At 42.2% G+C, this 18,907-nt stretch carries 15 protein-coding genes; 8 read left to right on the top strand and 7 right to left on the bottom strand.

The features are described from left to right. Nucleotides 1–81: 81 nt before the first annotated feature. From efeB to N0M92_RS20955, 3 genes are all read right to left on the bottom strand, one after another. The gene (gene efeB, locus N0M92_RS20965; RefSeq protein ID WP_260287647.1) at nucleotides 82–1,368 is read right to left on the bottom strand and encodes an iron uptake transporter deferrochelatase/peroxidase subunit; all 1,287 of its coding nucleotides are present in this window, start codon (nucleotides 1,366–1,368) and stop codon (nucleotides 82–84) included. Beyond that, nucleotides 1,369–2,214, bottom strand: coding sequence for an iron uptake system protein EfeO (efeO, locus tag N0M92_RS20960; RefSeq protein WP_260287646.1), 846 nt, complete (start codon nucleotides 2,212–2,214; stop codon nucleotides 1,369–1,371). A gap of 181 nt (nucleotides 2,215–2,395) precedes the next feature. Next, a complete protein-coding gene (locus N0M92_RS20955) occupies nucleotides 2,396–2,875 on the bottom strand; it encodes a MarR family transcriptional regulator (protein WP_260287645.1) in 480 nt (159 codons plus the stop codon). A 129-nt stretch (nucleotides 2,876–3,004) separates the two neighbouring features. On the opposite strand from N0M92_RS20955, the gene N0M92_RS20950 reads away from it, so the two are divergent. Beyond that, nucleotides 3,005–4,519, top strand: a complete 1,515-nt coding sequence (locus N0M92_RS20950) for an MDR family MFS transporter (RefSeq protein WP_260287644.1) — start codon at nucleotides 3,005–3,007, stop codon at nucleotides 4,517–4,519. Nucleotides 4,520–4,650: 131 nt separating this feature from the next. Beyond that, nucleotides 4,651–5,352, top strand: a complete 702-nt coding sequence (locus N0M92_RS20945; protein ID WP_260287643.1) for an SGNH/GDSL hydrolase family protein — start codon at nucleotides 4,651–4,653, stop codon at nucleotides 5,350–5,352. 40 nt (nucleotides 5,353–5,392) lie between these two features. Here N0M92_RS20945 and def read toward each other — a convergent pair whose 3' ends face one another. After that, on the bottom strand, nucleotides 5,393–5,971 hold the full coding sequence (gene def, locus N0M92_RS20940; protein WP_048688779.1) for a peptide deformylase: 579 nt from the start codon (nucleotides 5,969–5,971) through the stop codon (nucleotides 5,393–5,395). Between the two features lie 249 nt (nucleotides 5,972–6,220). Here def and N0M92_RS20935 point away from each other — a divergent pair, with 249 nt between their 5' ends. After that, a complete protein-coding gene (locus N0M92_RS20935) occupies nucleotides 6,221–7,954 on the top strand; it encodes an AAA family ATPase (RefSeq protein ID WP_260287642.1) in 1,734 nt (577 codons plus the stop codon). Nucleotides 7,955–8,776: 822 nt separating this feature from the next. Here the strand turns inward: N0M92_RS20935 and nagE are convergent. Further along, nucleotides 8,777–10,687, bottom strand: a complete 1,911-nt coding sequence (nagE, locus tag N0M92_RS20925; protein ID WP_260287641.1) for an N-acetylglucosamine-specific PTS transporter subunit IIBC — start codon at nucleotides 10,685–10,687, stop codon at nucleotides 8,777–8,779. Between the two features lie 311 nt (nucleotides 10,688–10,998). Between nagE and nagA the strand changes: the two genes are divergently transcribed. The 4 genes from nagA (at nucleotide 10,999) to N0M92_RS20905 (ending at nucleotide 14,435) form a co-directional block, all read left to right on the top strand. Continuing rightward, entirely contained in the window at nucleotides 10,999–12,177 is a 1,179-nt protein-coding gene (nagA, locus tag N0M92_RS20920) for an N-acetylglucosamine-6-phosphate deacetylase (RefSeq protein ID WP_260287640.1), read from the top strand. Continuing rightward, nucleotides 12,177–12,911 carry a glucosamine-6-phosphate deaminase gene (gene nagB / locus N0M92_RS20915; protein ID WP_260287639.1) on the top strand — a complete coding sequence of 245 codons (735 nt, stop codon included), beginning with the start codon at nucleotides 12,177–12,179 and terminating at the stop codon, nucleotides 12,909–12,911. Before nagA ends, nagB begins: the two co-directional genes overlap by 1 nt. 15 nt (nucleotides 12,912–12,926) lie before the next feature. Beyond that, complete coding sequence (locus tag N0M92_RS20910) at nucleotides 12,927–13,649, top strand: GntR family transcriptional regulator (protein ID WP_260287638.1); 723 nt, start codon at nucleotides 12,927–12,929, stop codon at nucleotides 13,647–13,649. A 63-nt stretch (nucleotides 13,650–13,712) separates the two neighbouring features. Next, on the top strand, nucleotides 13,713–14,435 hold the full coding sequence (locus N0M92_RS20905) for an SIS domain-containing protein (RefSeq protein WP_260287637.1): 723 nt from the start codon (nucleotides 13,713–13,715) through the stop codon (nucleotides 14,433–14,435). Nucleotides 14,436–14,544: 109 nt separating this feature from the next. Here N0M92_RS20905 and N0M92_RS20900 read toward each other — a convergent pair whose 3' ends face one another. Together N0M92_RS20900 and N0M92_RS20895 are read right to left on the bottom strand one after the other, a co-directional pair. Next, on the bottom strand, nucleotides 14,545–17,661 hold the full coding sequence (locus N0M92_RS20900) for an MMPL family transporter (protein ID WP_260287636.1): 3,117 nt from the start codon (nucleotides 17,659–17,661) through the stop codon (nucleotides 14,545–14,547). Next, nucleotides 17,662–18,126: a MarR family winged helix-turn-helix transcriptional regulator gene (locus N0M92_RS20895; protein ID WP_260287635.1), complete on the bottom strand. Its 465-nt coding sequence runs from the start codon at nucleotides 18,124–18,126 to the stop codon at nucleotides 17,662–17,664. Nucleotides 18,127–18,295: 169 nt separating this feature from the next. Here N0M92_RS20895 and N0M92_RS20890 point away from each other — a divergent pair, with 169 nt between their 5' ends. Next, nucleotides 18,296–18,820: a YtxH domain-containing protein gene (locus N0M92_RS20890; protein ID WP_260287634.1), complete on the top strand. Its 525-nt coding sequence runs from the start codon at nucleotides 18,296–18,298 to the stop codon at nucleotides 18,818–18,820. Nucleotides 18,821–18,907 lie beyond the last annotated feature (87 nt).

The raw sequence follows: 18,907 nt of genomic DNA, 5'->3' as shown, positions 1-18,907 counted from the left end.
CTCCTTATTCATGAACTAAAATCGCCAACTGGATAATATCCATGCTGGCGATTTTCACGTCCTCATTTTTTGAAATTATATTTACCCAAAAAGGGAATCACCGATATAGCCACCCTTTTTCACACCTGGTAAACAAGCGAACATGGCACTGCCCTTGTGAACGATATATTCGTTGAGCTTATCACTTTTCGCCAGTCGTTCTTGTATGGGTATGAATTGTTTACTCGGGTTTCGCTGAAAACAAATGAATAACAAGCCGGCATTGAAGCTCCCCGTTTTAGGATCCATTCCATCTGCATATGAATAGGGACGCCGTAATATCTTTGCTTTTCCGTCCCCCCTGGAAAGACTCATATGCGAATTTTCTGGAATGACCCGATTTCCATTCGGGTCTTTAGCTTCGAGATCCACGGTATCGAACTCGTTCTTCATTCCTAGTGGGGCTCCGCTGTCGCGATGACGGCCAAACGTATTTTCTTGTTCTTTCAATATAGTCCTGTCCCAAACTTCAATGTACATCTGGATGCGGCGCACCACCATATAACTGCCTCCAACAAGCCAGTCAGGACCGTCCTCACCCTTCACCCAAACATGCTCATTCATTTCATTATTATCATTCGTATCCGGATTGCCAGTCCCATCCTTAAACCCGAATAAGTTCCGCGGTGTCGTTTTTTGTGAATCGGCTTGCTTTGTCCGTTGAAATCCTGTTTGTGCCCAATGAATGATCGCTTTCCCTCTGCCGATCCTCACTAAGTTCCGGACAGCATGGAAAGCCACTTGAAGATCATCTGCACATGCTTGAATACAAATATCCCCACCGCTCCATTCTTCTTCTAAAGCATCTAAAGGGAATTGGGGCAGGTCCTTTAATTCAGCAGGTCTTTTTGATTTCAAACCAAATCGATCTTTGCCATCCTTCGAAAACAGGGTCGGACCCACGCCAAAAGTGATCGTTAAATTGGAAGGTGATAATTCTTTCGCTTCCCCCGTATCCTTTGGGGGCATATTCGTATTAAGTGATGTATCACCAATCAAATTCCCCGCTGTCATCTGAGCCGCAGCCTCTGTCCAATCCTTAAATAACTGAATTAAGTCTGACCTTTTATCCGTGGTTACTTCCAATGATGCGAAGTAAAGGTTATCTTGCGCTTCAGTGGTGATACCAGCTTGGTGCGCTCCATAAAAAGGAACAATATCCTTAGTTTGTCCCTTCGCCTTTTGTTCAGAAAGTGTCAGCAGCCCGCCAAACCCGGATGCCCCTATCACGACTCCGATTCCACCGACTCCTGCCGTTTTCAACATATTTCGACGACTCACCTTTTTTGTAAAAAGTCCGGTTTCATCTTTCGGTGTATGTTCTTTCAATTAAGATTCCTCCGTTACAATCCCTATTTGCGAAAGTGGTTCAGCTAATGCATCAATTGCTTGACTTAGCTCTTTGACTTCAGATTCCTTTAAATCCGTATATGAGATGTAGCCATTCCCTTCCTTATGCTTTTCAAGCAAGCCGTATACATCGTCAAAACGTTTTTGGATTTCCGCAGCAAGCTGCGCATCCTTTTCTTTTAAAGCTGGAGTAAGCAGTTCATAGATCTTCTCTGCACCTTCAACATTTGCCACAAAATCATATAAATCGGTATGGGAGTATCGGTCCTCTTCTCCTGTCACTTTACTCATGGAAACTTCATTCAATAAATCCACCGCACCCGTGATCAACAAATCGGGCGTTACCTCAACCGTTTCAACTTTAGCACGAAGCAAATTAACATCACTCATTAATTGCTCTGCATATTTTTCGTATCCCTTCGTTGTATTTTCTTCCCATAATCCCATTTCAATCTTATGGTAACCGCCCCATTCTTCATCTTTGACATCCCCTTTACGCGCATCGATTTTGGGATCAAGATCGCCAAAAACTTCAGCGATGGGTTCCGCTCTCTCATAATGCATCCGTGCTGGTGCGTATAATTCCTTCGCCTTTTCAATATCACCGGCAGATACGGCCGTAGTGAATTCTTCCGTTGCGTTTACGAACTCTTCTATTTCACCAATGGCATATTCCCGGTACTCGCTAGATACACCATCAAGCTGACTCGCACTCACTTCTTTGGCCTTATCATCTGCCGGTTTAGTTCCTTCCTTTTCCTGCGCACAGCCAAATAATAGACTGGTTGATAGTAAGACTGCTAATGACGCTTTTGCTTTCTTCATATTGTATTCTCCCTTTGAAATGGTTTGTAGATTCATATTAGCAGATAATGAAATTCATTATCAATATATATTTTAATGGAAACATGACATTGTGCATTCTCTTCCAAAAACTCTATTCCTTTTCCTTTCGGATGATAAGCCACCAGCTGGCTAAAAATAAAAAAGGCAGCCTATAAATCAGCTACCTTTCACGCTCACTCATTAACTTGTCATTTTCTTTGTCCATGATTTTCGTGATATCCACAACGAATTCATTGATCAATATTAGCTCTTGCTCATTATAAGCGGAGCATAACTCCTTGGTGGCCACAGAGAGCGATTGATAGTGCAATTTAATCTGTTCCTGTCTTTCCGGTATGGGCACAATCATCACCCTTCTTCCATCCAATTGATCTCGTTCTCTTTTAACATAACCGGAGTTCTCAAGGCGATTGATCAGTGCCGTAACCGATCCCGTACTCAATCCTGTAATTTTGGATAATTCACCGGCGGTAATCGGTCCTGTTTCATTCAATATTTCAGCACTCTTTAAGTCCGTATGGGAAACCCCTATTTTCTGGGCCATGTTTTGTTGAAATAAAACGGACCTCATACCATACCGTTGCAATCTTTGTGTTAAACTCTCTAACAGAGCTGCATTCACCCCATTATCGCTTGACATAAAATGCCACCCCTTTTACACTTAAATTTATCTTGATTTTCAAGATAAATGTTTTGTTTCATCTTAACGTTTACCCTTTAACCATGTAAAGGAAATTCATTAGCTGGTTGATATGAAGGAGGAAAATAAATGAACGTTCAAAAAAAACAAAAATTCATTGTTGCCGGTTTACTTTTGGGTATCTTGATGTCAGCAATGGATAATACGATTGTTGCGACTGCAATGGGAACGATCGTTTCTGATTTAGGCGGGTTCGATAAGTTTGTATGGGTGACATCTGCCTATATGGTCGCCACGATGGCAAGTATGCCGATTTTCGGTAAGCTTTCAGACATGTATGGAAGAAAGCGGTTTTTTATTTTTGGACTTATAGTCTTTTTGGTCGGTTCCGCATTATGCGGCATGGCTCAGAGCATCGTGCAGTTAAGTATCTTCCGTGCAATCCAGGGGATAGGTGGAGGCGCTTTGATGCCCATAGCCTTTACGATCATTTTTGATATTTTCCCACCTGAAAAACGCGGGAAATTAACTGGCCTTTTCGGGGCTGTATTTGGGGCCTCAAGTGTATTGGGACCGCTTTTAGGTGCTTATATTACTGAATACTCCAGCTGGCACTGGATTTTCTACGTCAATGTTCCGATTGGTGTCATTTCTTTACTTTTCATCTGGAATTATTACAAGGAGTCACCCAACACACAAGAACAAAAAATTGACTGGGGTGGCGCAGCAACTCTCGTCATTGCCGTTATCAGCTTAATGTTCGCTCTCGAACTGGGCGGGGAGTATGGCTGGAGTTCCTCTCCTATCATAGGTCTGTTTACCAGTTTCGTGGTTTTCTTCGTTTCATTTTTCTTTTTCGAAAAAAGAGCAAAAGATCCAATCATTTCATTATGGCTGTTTAAAAGGCGATTATTTGCCACTTCTCAGATTTTAGCCATTCTTTATGGCGGCACATTCATTATTTTAACCGTCTATATCCCGATTTTCGTCCAGGCAGTCTACGGCGGTTCCGCAACAAATGCCGGATTGATCCTCACTCCCATGATGCTTGGTTCAGTATTCGGCAGTGCAGTTGGCGGGATATTCAATACCAAAACAAGCTTTCGCAACTTAATGACGATTTCCGTCATCTGTTATTTTGCAGGAATGCTTCTATTAGGGACCATCACCCCTGATACCAGCAGGACTTTATTAACTTTGTACATGATTCTGACTGGATTTGGCATGGGCTTTTCCTTCTCCCTTTTGCCTATTGCGTCCATTCACAACTTGGAACCTAGATTCAGGGGGTCGGCCAACTCCACAAACTCATTCCTCCGTTCATTTGGGATGACACTCGGTGTAACGATTTATGGAGCGATTCAGACCAATGTATTCCAAAGTAAAATGACGGATGCGTTTAAAGGAATGCAAGGAGGTCCGGATACAGCCGGATTGATGGATGACCCACGGCAGCTCTTCCAATCGGAAGCACGTGCCGAGATTCCGGACTTTATCCTGGATAAAATCGTTCACGCGATGTCCGATTCGATTTCATTGATCTTCACCTTGGCCCTCATTCCGATCGGTCTTGCTGCAATCACTGTATTCTTCATGGGAAAAACAAGAGTGGAAACAGCCTCAAAAAAGGAATCAATACAATAAACAAAAAGCGCTGCACTTGCAGCGCTTTTTGTTATTTTCATCTTCCTTCTATTAATGGGAGGTGAAGATTGCAGAAAAATCATTCCACAACTAAAATATAAGTAACACATTCACATACCGAGGTGAGAAGTTTGAAAATCGTATGTTTTGGTGACAGTTTAACAAGAGGCATTTCTTATGTTAAGGGGCGCCTTCGCATCATTAAAGAAAATTATCCGAGCTCGTTAGCTAAGCTAACAGAATCTTTGCCATTCGTGGAAGTCTTGAATAAAGGGGTTTTCAATGACAACTCCGACCTGTTGGTTAGCCGAATCGAGAAAGACGTCATGTCGGAAAATCCCGATATCGTATTAATCGAGGTCGGTGGAAACGACTGTAACTTCCATTGGGATGAAGTAGCCAAGAATCCAGAAGGTGACCATGAGCCCATCGTTCCAATCGAACGCTACCTAGATAATATCACACAACTTGTCAAGCAGATTCAGGACAAGCATGTAAAACCATTCCTTTTAACTCTCCCGCCACTTGACCCTGCCAGGTATTACAGATCCATTGCTGATAAGTTCGGGCATTCAATCGGGCATTTCGTTTCCCATGTCGGTGGTATTGAACATTGGCATGGGATGTATAATCGCCAATTGAAACACCTTGCAGAGGAACTGAAGGTGCCTTTGATTGATGTCCGTTCCTATATTAAATCCTCCGGCGACTTGGAGCGCTTGATTAGCGATGATGGCATCCACCTCACTTCAGAAGGGTACCAGCAAATGAGCATGGCCATATTCAGTGATTTGCAAAAGCATATGGAAGAAGATATTCTTCCACAGCCATAACGTAAAAAGGCAAAGCATGGCGCTTTGCCTTTTTTTGGCCTTACAGACTTTTCACTTCCACATTTTCCGGAAGCTTGAAAGGGTTTTCGGTGTTGATCCGATCATAAAACATCATCCCGTTTAAATGATCTAACTCATGTTGAAAAACGATAGCAGCAAAGCCCTTCAGCCGCATCTCAATTTCCTCGCCATTACCATCCAACGCTTTAATTTTAACCCGTTCATAACGCGGTACATATCCTTTAATATCACGGTCGACAGAAAGGCAGCCTTCACTTTGCGGTAAATAGATCATTGTGGCCGAATGACTGATGATTTTCGGATTCACAAGGGCATATTCAAACAGCTTCCCCTTTTCGTCGGGAAAATACATGACGAACATGCGTTTATTCAAGCCTATCTGATTTGCAGACAACCCAACTCCTTCACGCAGGTTGAACTTCTTTTGGAGTTTTGGATCCTGACTATTTTTCAGGTATTGCATCATGCATTCCAACGTTTCACGATCTTCATCCGAAATCGGCAGGCTAACTTCATCCGTTACCTGACGCAGAATGGGATCCCCTTCTCTAACGATATCCTTCATCGTAATCATATAGTCTTTTATAAATTTACTCATAGAACTTCACACTCTTCTACCATTTTATTTTTTCATGACTTAGACCCTTTCACTTTAGCATTTCGCTTTTAAAAAGTCTAATATGCTGGTTAGATTAAATATTTCAAAATTCCGGGCTCCTTAAACTTCCATAATAAATATTATTTCTTGCATTTCACATTATTTACCTTTAATTTAAGGTACAAAGACCTATAGATTACATGTTTAAAAATTTTATACTGGATATATACTCTTAAAGGAGATGAAAAATTGAACTCGAACTCTAAATTAGTTTCGAAATTGCTGCCGTTCCTTACGGCTCTCATTGTGATAATTGCTGGAGTCAGTTGGTATGTTGTTACTCAGTCAAAGGATATGGTCATTCCCTTTTCTTCGGTAGAAAAGACAATTAAAGCCCAAAATGGAGCCCTTGTCACCATTGAAGAAAAAAGAAATGGCACTCTTCACATCTCCACGCCAGATGGAGAATATGTTTCCAATATTCCTCCCAACAGTCAAATGATCAATAAACTTGTCGAAACTTATAACGTTCAATATTCTTTTTCATCAACTAATAAATCTGCATTATGGATTTTAGGCGGATTAATGGCGGCTCTCGTCACAACCGGTATCATAATACAGAAAAAATCAAAGAACGGATTGCGGATCGGCAGTAAAAAACAAAGCCTTTCCACCCCAAAACCCCTGCCAGAGATAACTTTGGATGATGTAGGCGGTTTGCAATCCGAAATCAAACAGGAAATCCTACAGACACTCACTACACTGAAGGAACCTGAACGTTCAGCTAAAATTGGAATTAAGCCGCCTCAAGGCATTTTATTATATGGCCCCCCTGGAACGGGGAAAACGCTGCTTGCACAGGCAATTGCAAAAGAGCTTGGTGCAAACTTCTTCTCAACGAGCGGTTCAGCCTTCAACGAAATGTTTGTTGGTGTCGGTGCAGCCCGTGTCCGCAGCCTTTTCCAAAATGCACGTAAGCAATCGCCAGCTGTCATTTTCATCGATGAAGTGGACGCGTTGGCTGGTAAAAGGAAAGCTCATGGCGGGGAAGAAGGCGAAAAAACGTTAACTGAACTGCTTGTGCAATTGGATGGAGGCCATCCAAATGAAGGTATTTTATTCATTGCAGCGACCAACCGGAAAGATATGCTCGATGAGGCATTTCTACGTCCGGGCAGGATCGATTTTTCTTTCCAAGTTCCACTTCCAGATACACAAGGAAGAAAGGAAATCATCGATATCCATACGAAGGGAAAGCGTCTAGCTACAGATGTCCTGGCTTCCCTGGATGAGTTGGCTGAAAGTACATCCGGTTTCTCCGGCGCTGACTTAAGCTCCCTGTTCGATACTGCCTCACGTCATGCACTGAGGAATGAGCAGGACATGATTCGTAAACAGGACCTTGATTACGCCATTGACCGTACGATACTTGGAGCGACATCACGTACCTTGAATGATGCGGATACGAAGCGGCGAGTAGCCATTCATGAAAGTGGACATGCCCTTATTGCAGGTTTGACAAAGCCCGGCTCCGTCCGAAAGGCGACCATCATTCCGCGTGGGGAAGCCCTTGGATATGTAGCGCCAATACCAAAAGAACTCCATCTGGCAACTGCCAGTGAATTGCTTGATCAAGTCAAAATGATCTTAGCCGGTGGCGTGGCGGAAAGAATGTATTTAGGAGAACATAGCATCGGTGTAGGCGGAGATGTACAACAGGCGAAGCACCTGCTTGAACAAATGGTCGATACCGGAATGCTTCAGGATGGATTTACCCTCACCTTTAATAAAGGTGAGAAGGAGCAAAAGATGCAGGAATTATTCACGAAAGCGATTTCTGAAACGGAAATGTTGATTGATTCGAATCGCTTACAATATGAAGAGCTCGTTGAAGAGTTATTGAAAAAAGAGACACTTGAGGGATCAGAGGTTCAGCGTATCGTTGATGCTTCAGAAATAACCGGCATATGCTCGAATGCTTAAGACTCTTTTGCGCTGAGTCTTAAGTACCTAATATAATTTTTAGAGCCTGTTTCAAATCGAACAGGCTCTTTTTTTATTTATATGGCTGCTAGACAAAGAAATGACTTCAGGAAATTAACAGATGGACATTCTCATCCAAGTTTGTTGCTGCAATCCAAAGAACAATACTTGGGTATTTGCCTTTCCTGGTTTGTACTTCTTCCCTGTAACACTCCGACAACATTGGCCAGTGAATCTATGGGACCAATACCATTCTCAATTTGACCAACTGTGCAATCGATTGCATGACTGTCGCTCACATCCGCTGCAAAGGCATATAACGCCAAGCTTGGCTAAAGCCTGAACAACGGCTTCTCCAATACCTTGACCACCTCCGTTACAAGCGCAACTTTCCGTAATTGCCGTTTTGGTGGGACTGAGTTTAGGAATTGCCGGAGGCGTCACCAAAAGGCGAAATCATAACACCTGCCGTTTTAGAAGAAGTCTTTCGTATTCATGCATGGGTTATGGTAGATCCTGCCAATTGAGTGCCCGTTTGTTTTGGTTATGACAGTTTATCACAGCAAAAAGTATACAAAGAAGCCGTTTCATCCAACACTTCCAACTCCTCAGGCATTGTTTCCATCTGAATTTTATAACATAGTTGTTTGGAGAGGAAGGTGCGAGACTCCTGCGGGAAAAGCGAGTGCCTGGAGCGGAAATCAACATCCAAATTGTTCAAGCCATGAAAAAAACTGCAGGCAAACTCGCTTTTCTTTGAGTTTGTCTACAGTCTAAAGTCTAAAGGGATGCCGACAAGTCGACACCCCTTTTTTCATGAATTTATAGTTTTTCCAACCGGATGATATCCGGTGTATTTTGTTTCTGGATCCCTGACTTTTGCAACTTCACTGCCGTTCCTTCAGGTAAGTTAGTGAATATAATAGGAGTGACCGTTGATGGTGCATTCCGTTTTATGAAATCTAAATCAATTTCCAAAAGAGGTGTTCCTTTTGTTATTCTTTGACCTTCCTGTACAAGAGATGTAAACCCTTCGCCATTTAGTTTAACTGTATCCAAGCCAACATGGATCAGAATTTCCAAACCATTATCCATTTTCAATCCGAGTGCATGGTTTGTCGGGAAAATACTTAGAATTTCCCCATCAATTGGGGATACTAGTTTTCCATTGACAGGCTCGATAGCAAAGCCATCCCCCATCATTTTCATGGCAAACACTTGATCGGGAACTTGTTCGATCGGTAAAACGGCTCCTTCAATTGGAAGGACAAAGTCATTTGCACCTAAAGCTTGGTTTTCTTCCATTTTATCCTCTGCCACTTGTGCAGCTGGACTTGTTTTCACTTTGCTTGGATTGACGTCATTTTTGACAAGTTGTTTCATTGCATTTGCAACGAATTCGACATTCGTTCCAACAATGACTTGTACACTCGATTTATTTAATTTCATGACACCGCGCGCACCATGCCTTTTTAAAGCTGCTTCATTCACATTCCCTGAATCGGCCACTTGTAAACGTAAGCGTGTTGCACAGTTATCAATTAGCATTATATTCTCTTTACCGCCAAGATCTTGAATGAAAAGCGATCCCATATCGGTATATTTATCCCCTGTTTTCACAATCGTTTCTTCTTCCACATTTTCCTCATCGTCTTCACGGCCTGGTGTTTTTAAATCCATGATCTTGATGACAAAATAGAAAATCACGAAGTAAACGACCGCGTATACCAATCCAATCGGTATTAACCATAGCGGTTTTTGCGCTATACCAAAGTTCAAGAAATAATCAATGGCGCCTGCGGAGAATCCAAAACCATGATGGATATCCAACATAACAGCGAGTGCCATAGAGACCCCGGTTAAAAGGGCATGTATTACATATAACACTGGGGCGATGAACATGAATAGAAATTCAATCGGTTCTGTGATTCCTGTTAAGAAAGAAGTGAAAGCTAACCCAACAAGCATCCCCGTTACCAATTTACGTTTCTCCTTCTTAGCAGCTGCAATCATCGCTAATGCTGCAGCTGGAAGTCCGAACATCATGATTGGGAAAAAGCCAGTCATGAAGGGCCCAGCTGTCGGGTCCCCTGCGAAGAAACGATTTATATCACCTGTCGCACCATTAAATTCACCAAAAACAAACCAAACCATACTATTCAGGACATGATGCAATCCTACTGGAAGCAATAAGCGATTCAATACGCCGAATACGCCGGCACCCAATGCCCCTGCACCTGTAATCCAGTCTCCAACACTATTGATTACATCCTGAATTGGCGGCCAGACAAAGCCGAATATCCCCGCAAGTATAATCATCGCAAGCGAAGTGATGATTGGGACGAACCTTTTCCCTGAAAAGAATCCAAGCCATTCAGGGAGTCTTATGTCGGAGTATCTATTATATAGAAGAGCTGCAACGATACCTGATATAATACCGCCTAAAACAGCCATATCGATATCTTTATTAATTGCTTGTGTTCCATTCGTTAAAACAAAGTAACCAACAAGACCAGCTAATGCCGCTGCACCGCTACCGTCTTTAGATAATCCTATTGCAATACCTAAAGCGAATAGTAAGGCAAGATTATCAAAAATCGCTTTTCCCGCGGCCGCCATAAATGCAATATCAAGTAAATCTGGCTGACCTAAGCGAAGCAATATAGCTGCTGCTGGCAAAACAGCAATTGGCAGCATAAGAGCTTTACCAATCTTTTGTAAAAAATTCAACATCGAACTCATCTCCCTTGTTCCTAACTTCTTCTATTGATTCTGTTGAATGAGAAGTATAAAGCGTTTTCATTTTATCAATATAATAACTTTTCTTTGGATTATACTAGCACAGAAAATATATAGATGTCTATACCAATTTACTTGAAAATATACTATATTCTTTGTAAATAAAGCAATAATATCTTTTTTATTCCTTATACTTCTTAACTGGTCTAGACAACTTTTAATAAAAGCGATAAAATGAGGGCAAAATATATGAGACCATTTCATGACTCATTCATTAAGTTTTACTTTCATAAAGGAGATTATGTATGAAAACATTCATTATTAATGATCTAATAGTTCATGGCGAAAAGGAAACATACAAAAATGGGTATATTAAAGTCGTGGATGGAAAAATTGCCGAGGTTGGTCCAGTCAGCCAATACAAACAGGACGATGATGCCAAAGTAATTACTCTTTCACCGGATTATCAGGTAATTCCCGGTGCCATCGACATTCATATTCACGGTGCATCCAATTCCGATGCAATGGATGCCACATATGAAGCATTATCCACAATGGCAAGGACTCTTCCCAAAGAAGGAACCACAAGCTTTCTGGCCACTACAATGACTCAATCTACCGAAGCCATTGAATCTGCCCTTCTTAATGCTGGTAAATATATCGAAAATCAAACCGAAGAACACGCTGAAATAGTTGGGATCCATTTAGAAGGTCCTTTCATTTCACCGGCCCGTAAAGGAGCGCAGCCTGAGGATTATATTATTGATCCTAATGTCACTCTATTTAAAAAGTGGCAGGAACTGGCCGAAAATCAAATCAAGCTTGTAACGCTTGCTCCTGAACAACCAAATGGATTAGATCTAGCCGCCCACTTAAATGGAAATGGCGTCGTCGCCTCCATTGGACATTCAGATGCAACATATGACCAAATAGATGAAGCAATCCAGGCGGGTACTACCCACGTTACACATCTTTATAATGGGATGCGGGGACTCCATCACCGCGAACCTGGTGTTTTGGGAGCTGCTTATCTTCGAGACGAGCTATATGTTGAACTTATTGCTGACGGCATTCACTGCAGGCCGGAAATGGTGAAGCTGGCGTATAACCAAATTACCAGTGAACGCATGATCTTGATAACGGACTCGCTTCGTGCCAAATGGCTTGAAAAGGGAACCTATGATTTAGGAGGTCAGCCTGTGTATGTGAACGAAACGAGAGCAACGCTTTCAGACGGTACACTAGCCGGCAGTATATTGAAAATGAACGATGCCATCAAGAACACATTGGAATATACCGATTGTTCCATGACTGACATTATAAAAATGACGGCAGAAAACCCTGCCAAACAGCTTCGGATTTTTGACAGAAAAGGAAGCATCCAGGTCGGAAAAGACGCCGATCTTGTAATATTGAATGACCGCTTGGACGTTGAAATGACGTTCTGCAGAGGAAATTTAGCTTTTAAAAAGGAGAATGTATAATGAATATCATACAAGTGCAGGACTACATGGAAATGAGCCGGACAGCTGCAGAAACAGTGATCGGAAAAGTCAAAGGAAATCCAAATATTAAGTTGGGCCTTGCTACAGGCGGCACCCCAAAAGGAATGTATGATAATTTGATTGAAGATCATGTGAATAATCATACTTCCTATGAAAATGTAACATCTTTTAATCTTGATGAGTATGTCGGCTTAAAACCAAATGATCCAAACAGTTACCATTATTATATGAATGACTCCTTATTCACTCACATCAATATAAATAAAGAGCGTACTCACCTGCCAAATGGTACGGCTGATGATACTTACGGGGAATGTAAACGGTATGACGAAATGATTGATTCAGTGGGAGGGATCGATCTTCAGATACTTGGTATTGGGCAAAATGGCCATATTGGTTTTAATGAACCTGGAACTTCATTCACATCGGGTACACATGTCGTGACACTTGAAGATTCAACGCGCCAAGCGAATGCACGTTATTTCGATTCCATAGACGAAGTTCCTACACATGCCGTTACGATGGGCATTTCAACGATCATGAAAAGCAAGGAAATCCTGCTGCTGATATCTGGTGAAGAAAAAGCCGAAACCTTGAAGAAATTGATAAACGGTGACATTTCCGAGGACTTCCCTGCATCTATCCTAAAAAAACATAATAGTGTTACAATTATCGCAGACCAAAAAGCTTTATCCGGAGTGATAATACCCTAAAAGGAGCGAAAGTCGATGATTGATAAAAACTCACCTCTTCCGATTTATTTTCAAATCGAAGAACAAATAAAAAGACAAATAGAAAACGGTGAGTTCCAAGCGCACAATGCCCTTCCATCTGAACGTGAATATGCCGAGCAATTCGAAATTAGCCGGATGACCGTCCGGCAAGCCATAAATAATTTGGTGAATGACGGATACTTATACCGTCAAAAAGGAAGGGGAACCTTTGTCGCCGATAAGAAGCTGGAGCAGCAACTCAATGGGTTGACCAGCTTCACCGAGGACATGAAAGCCAGGGGATTAAATCCAAGCAGTAAGCTGCTGAGCTTTGAAATCATTCCGGCTGATAAAAAGATTGCCAGTGAATTGCACATTTCCCTTTATGCTCCCGTTTATGAAATAAAACGCATTCGGTTGGCTGATGATGTTCCAATGGCCCTCGAGACCGTATACATGTCTGCCAATTTAATTAAAGGGTTAACGGAAGAGATCATTAACCTCTCTCTTTACCAATATGTAGAGAATTACGTTAAACTTAAAATAGACTATGCTACACAAACGTTGGAATCATCGATTGCTTCTGAATTAGAAGTCACCCATTTAGCGATTCCAAAGCACTCACCCATATTATTCATTCAAAGGAATACGTTCCTAATGGATGGAACTCCCCTCGAATATGTTAAATCGGCATATCGTGCGGACAGATATAAGTTCACTATCACTATAAGCAGATAAAATGGAATATTTTCATCACTAAAGTCTTTTAATTGCCAAAGGTAATCGGAGGGTGTCACAAATATGAATTCATACTTTGAAGAAGTGCAGGCTTTACTCACAATTGTGGGAGAACAGGAAAAGCAGTCAATTAAGGAAGCCGTGGACCATATCTCAAAAGCGGTGATGTCGGATGGAATCATCCATCTATTCGGAAGCGGGCACTCTCATATTTTGACCGAAGAGGTATTCTACCGGGCAGGTGGGTTAGCCGCAATTCGTCCTATTTTCGTTGAAGATTTGATGCTTTTTAAGGGAGCTTCAAGGTCATCCCAACTTGAACGGCAAAATGACCTATCAGAGAAATTCATGCATGATGAGGATATCCGTCCTGGTGATGTCTGTATCGTCATTTCATCATCCGGCGTAAATCCCGTTCCCATAGATGTCGCCACTATCGCAAAAGAAAAAGGGGCCTTCGTCATTGGATTAACATCACCGGAGTATGCAAAAAGTTGTCCTTCGCGGCATAAACAGAAGCATTATCTCCACGATGTCGTTGATTTGGTCATAGACAACCATATTGCCAAAGGTGACACATTACTGAAATCAAATAATATATCTTTTGGTTCTGGATCGACCGTGATCGGGGCCGTTCTCCTCAATATGATATTCACGCAAGTCATCCAAACGATTATTGAAACAGGGGAGACCCCTCCCGTATTCCTAAGCAGTAATATCGAAGGGGCAGATGAACACAATCAAAAGATCATCGCGAAATATAAAACAAGAATCGCCCAATTATGAACCGATATAGCCAAAAAGGAATACATAAGCTTTTATGTTCATCGTGAAGCAGTCATTTAAAAGAAGGCATCCATTCGGATGCCTTCTTTTATTCAATGGGTACTTCCCTTTATTCCTTATTCTTCAAAAAGGGCCACCAATTCGCATTACCAAACGTCGCAACCATAACAGGAATAAACAATGGCAATATGACAAACGCATATAAAGCAAGTCCCACCAAAATTAAAGTGGCTATCTCCAAGAGCGATAAAACTCCTGCTGGCATCATGGCAGCAAAGGTTCCACCCAGAATGACGGCTGCTGAGATGATCACCGTTCCCATTTTTCTCATGGACAGTAACATCGCTTCCTTGACCGGTTTACCTTTCCATTCGTTAAAGCGATCCATCAAGAAAATGCTATAGTCAATGCCAAGTGCAATCAAGATAACGAACGCAAAGAAAGGAACTGCCCAGCCGATGCCGGCATAACCGAGAATATTAACAAAAATCAATTCTGTAATGGCTGCCGCTGTATAATAAGTCAAAACGAGTGACACAATCAAATAGACCGGCATGACCAGGGATCGCAGCATGAAAAAGAGAATGATTGCGATACCCGACAGCATCAAAACGACCGTCCGCGAGAAATCCTCCTCAGACATTATGCCCAAGTCATGATGCGTATTTGTGATTCCCCCTATCGCCACCTGCGCATTTTCAAGCTTTGTATCTTTCGTTACTCTTTCAACGGCTGCCTCGATCGAATCGATTTGCTCGATTGCTTCATTGGAATATGGGTTTGCCTTGAATACCACATCCATTGTCATGATTTTACCATCTTCAGATAAATACGCGTTCAATGCCTCCCCGAATTCTTCGCTTTCCACTACTTCTTTGGGAATGTACATGCCTGTTACCGTTTTATCCGTTTTTGCCAGTCCTGATAAATAACCCTGTGCAGACGATAGTCCATCATGGACTTCATTCAGACCATCCGCACTTTCATTTAAGCCATCTGTCAAATCGGTAAGTTGTCCGCCGAGGCTTGAAAAACCATTTAGGAGCTCTTGCTGCCCATTGCTTAAGCTGGTAAGTCCTCCTTTAAATCCTGACAGGTTATTTATGACTTCCCCCTGACCATTGGCCATCGTGCTTAGACCTTTTTGTAAAGTGTCAACACCTGAAATCAATTGGTTCAGGCCCTCCCCAAGAGAAGTTTGACCCTTTACGATTTCTTCCATGTTTTGATTCGCCGTATTCAAACCGCCGGACACTGAACCAAGATTCCTATTGAGTTCGGAAAGGCCTGCTGCCATGGTCTCCAAGCCACCCTGTGCCCCTTGCACCGTTTGCTTGATCGTTTGATAGGACTGATCAGCCTGTAACTCTGGATGTGCGGCTTCCATTTGCTCAAAAGAAGGATTTAAACCAACAAGGCTTTGTGATACGCCCGTAAGGTTAGTTTGAATCTCTTTGTATCCCCCTGTGAGCTCACTTAACCCATTAGCTGATTGTTTATAGCCTTCGAGGAGCTGTCCGCTTCCGGCCGCGAGCTTTTCCAAGTTTGCCTTGACCTCAATCAGGCCGTTTTTTATATCCCCAGTGCCTGAGGAACCATCGCGAATGCCTGCTTCAATGCTTGTTAGCGCCTTCTCCACCTGACCTACGCCGCTTTTTAATTCATTGGTGCCTGATATGAGACCCCCTATTCCATCCGTCGCTTGCTTCAAGCGCGGTCCTGAATCGGAAAGCTCACTGCCTGCCGTCTTTAATCCATCACTGATTTGTTTAATGCCTTCATTTCCTTCCCCGATTCCCTTTTCCAAAGTTTCGGCTTGGTTCGCGACAAATAAGTCCTTAATGGGTTCACCTGTCGGGCGGGTCATGGAACGAACTACATCGACTTCATCCACCTTGACGACTTCCTGGCTGATTTTTTCAGCAAGTGCAATGTAATCCTCCGAATCCATGCGTTCGTCATTTTTTATAACAATCTGTGTTGGCATGGATTGTCCTGGCCCGAATTCATCGGAAATGATATTAAATGCCATGATGGAAGGAACATCACCACCCGCCTCTTCAAGGGAGTTATATGAAATCTTCCCATCATACATAAACAAAAAGGGAACACAGACGATTGCCACGATCATAAGCGCCAACAATGGGCGGTTCAAGGAGAAGTTACCCAGAATTCCCCATAGTTTACTTTCACTATGCTCAAGCTTCCCTTTTGCCGGCCAAAATAGCTTCTTGCCAAGAACCGCCATGAAAAATGGAACGATCGTATAAAGGGCGATCATTAAAATGAAAACCCCTATGGCAACGGCCGCCGCAGATTGATAGAGCTTAAAAGTAGAAAAACCGATTGCCGCAAAGCCAATCATTACAGTCAGCCCACTGAAGAAGACAGTCTTGCCGGCGGTTCGGTATGTCTCCACGATCGCTTCAGGCAAGGACTCCTGTGACGATAGCTCCTCCTTGAAACGACTAAGAAGCAGGATGCAATAATCAGTCCCGATCCCAAATAAAATACCTACCAGGAATATTTGGGTGTAAGACGAAATCGGAAAGTCCCATTTATCCACCAGGAATGAGACGATGGATTGTGAACATAAATAAGTGAAACCGACTGTCACTAACGGAATGATCGGTGTCACCACTGAACGAAAGACTATCAGCAATACAGCCAGAATGAAGACAACCGTGATGCCTTCAGTTTTCTTCAGCCCCTCTTGGGAATTGGCATTAAGATCTTCATCGATCATCCAGCTGCTTGTGTAATAATGCTCGACATTCACTTGTTCCAACTCTTTATAAAGGGCATCGATCACATCCTTAGCTTCTCGGTCCCCCTTTACCATCGTGATGGAAGTCAAAACTGTTGATTCATTTTCCGAGACCAACTGACCTTTTAGCGAGGGCTCTTTAAAATGGGTCATGACCTCTTTGATACCAAGCTCCGCTTTATTCTTTTCAAGCTTTTGGACCGCTATCTCAATCTCTTTCAATTCCGAGGAAGTCAACTTCTTATCACCATGGAATACGAGAGCCACTTGTGACTCATCCTTATCCTGGATCTCTTTCATTAGCGCATTGGCCATCCCGGAGGAATACTCTGCCGGTACATCCAGCTGTCCCTTATTCCGGACAAGTTCCGCCATATTCGGTGCCGCAAACAATAATCCTGCTGTCATTGCAACCCAAACGATAATGACCAGCCATCTTCCCTTTATGATCCCCCTCATTTATATTTCCTCCCATTCCTCATTTTTCATTTGAATGAAAATTTGTGAAAGCTTCTCATATGTATCAAGGAATTTAACGATCTCTTCATAATCGAATTTCGTCATGATGCTCTCTACCAATTTATGAATCTTATTTTCCGTTTCCTGTAACAATGCTTCCCCCTCTTCGGAAAGCTTCAAGTGAAAGACCCTTCGGTCACCCAGGTCCTGTTCCCGTTCTATCAATCCTTTTCCTTCCAGCCTGTTGATGTTGGACGTGACGGCACTCTTATTAATATAAAAGGCATCACTGATTTCCGTCGATGTACACAACCGCTGTTGTTGAATGAACCGTAAAGTATAGTATTGTTCGTTCGTCAGCACATCACAAATCTGATCTTTTATTAAAAGCTCACCCATTTTATTGACATAGAAGGAAACCCTCATATATCGATCAATCAATCCAGAAACTTTGTCATTAGACATCGTTGCACCTCCCAAAAAGTAGTTCAGTCATTTAACTATATGTAGATTACTATTGTTTTATTTATTATGTCAATCCCATGATAGTTTATTATTTCCAGTTTATCTTATGGTAAATAAGGGAAAACCCAAAGTAAGCAAACAATCTACTATTCTAAAGGAGGAACTATAAATGACTCAATCAACTATCGAAAATCAACCGAATAGCAAACTCTTAAAAGGGATTCTGATTGGGGGGCTTGTTGGTGGTGCGTTGACCTTACTTGACTCCAATACAAGAAATAAAGTAAAGCGTTCAGCCGTCCTTTTAAAAGACAACTCCATGAATATGATTGAACAGGCCAAGGAAAATCCCGGAGAAATGAAGGAACAGATGGTATCAGGAGTCAAAGGGGCAACAGAGACGATTAAAGAGGCAATCAATGACGTTGAAACACTATATGAAACTGTTAATGAAGACGTGGTGGGTAGAGTATCCGAAGTAAAGGATATCTCCACTGATGCCCTTGGTACAGCTAAAGATGCAACAAGTGAATTGAAAGACATCAGCTCAAAAGTGGTCGTTGCCGGTAAACAGCTGAAAGAAACACCATCACAATCATTGAAAGCCGATAATGATAAAGGTGAAAAAGAGAGTGATGAAATCGTTAAAGAATCAGGATTATCCAATCAAAAATCCATTTCATCCAACTTCTAATATAAAAAAAGCTGAGGCATGATGCCTCAGCTTTTTTTTATCGCTTGTACAATTGGGATGTTGATCGCTCCAGACACTCGCTTTCCG

The organism is Peribacillus aracenensis (assembly GCF_025175645.1).
GTDB classification, from domain to species: Bacteria; Bacillota; Bacilli; order Bacillales; family DSM-1321; genus Peribacillus; species Peribacillus aracenensis.
Note: the sequence above shows the minus strand (reverse complement) of the source record. Positions and strands in the feature narration are given on the sequence as shown.

What these genes read in the sequence shown, in the direction of transcription:
- N0M92_RS20950 (WP_260287644.1), top strand. Translation starts at nt 3,005, where the DNA reads ATGAACGTTCAAAAAAAACAAAAATTCATTGTTGCCGGTTTACTTTTG.
- N0M92_RS20900 (WP_260287636.1), bottom strand. Translation starts at nt 17,661, where the DNA reads ATGAGGGGGATCATAAAGGGAAGATGGCTGGTCATTATCGTTTGGGTT.
- N0M92_RS20895 (WP_260287635.1), bottom strand. Translation starts at nt 18,126, where the DNA reads ATGTCTAATGACAAAGTTTCTGGATTGATTGATCGATATATGAGGGTT.
- nagE (WP_260287641.1), bottom strand. Translation starts at nt 10,687, where the DNA reads ATGTTGAATTTTTTACAAAAGATTGGTAAAGCTCTTATGCTGCCAATT.
- N0M92_RS20905 (WP_260287637.1), top strand. Translation starts at nt 13,713, where the DNA reads ATGAATTCATACTTTGAAGAAGTGCAGGCTTTACTCACAATTGTGGGA.
- N0M92_RS20910 (WP_260287638.1), top strand. Translation starts at nt 12,927, where the DNA reads ATGATTGATAAAAACTCACCTCTTCCGATTTATTTTCAAATCGAAGAA.
- N0M92_RS20890 (WP_260287634.1), top strand. Translation starts at nt 18,296, where the DNA reads ATGACTCAATCAACTATCGAAAATCAACCGAATAGCAAACTCTTAAAA.
- nagB (WP_260287639.1), top strand. Translation starts at nt 12,177, where the DNA reads ATGAATATCATACAAGTGCAGGACTACATGGAAATGAGCCGGACAGCT.
- efeO (WP_260287646.1), bottom strand. Translation starts at nt 2,214, where the DNA reads ATGAAGAAAGCAAAAGCGTCATTAGCAGTCTTACTATCAACCAGTCTA.
- nagA (WP_260287640.1), top strand. Translation starts at nt 10,999, where the DNA reads ATGAAAACATTCATTATTAATGATCTAATAGTTCATGGCGAAAAGGAA.
- N0M92_RS20955 (WP_260287645.1), bottom strand. Translation starts at nt 2,875, where the DNA reads ATGTCAAGCGATAATGGGGTGAATGCAGCTCTGTTAGAGAGTTTAACA.
- def (WP_048688779.1), bottom strand. Translation starts at nt 5,971, where the DNA reads ATGAGTAAATTTATAAAAGACTATATGATTACGATGAAGGATATCGTT.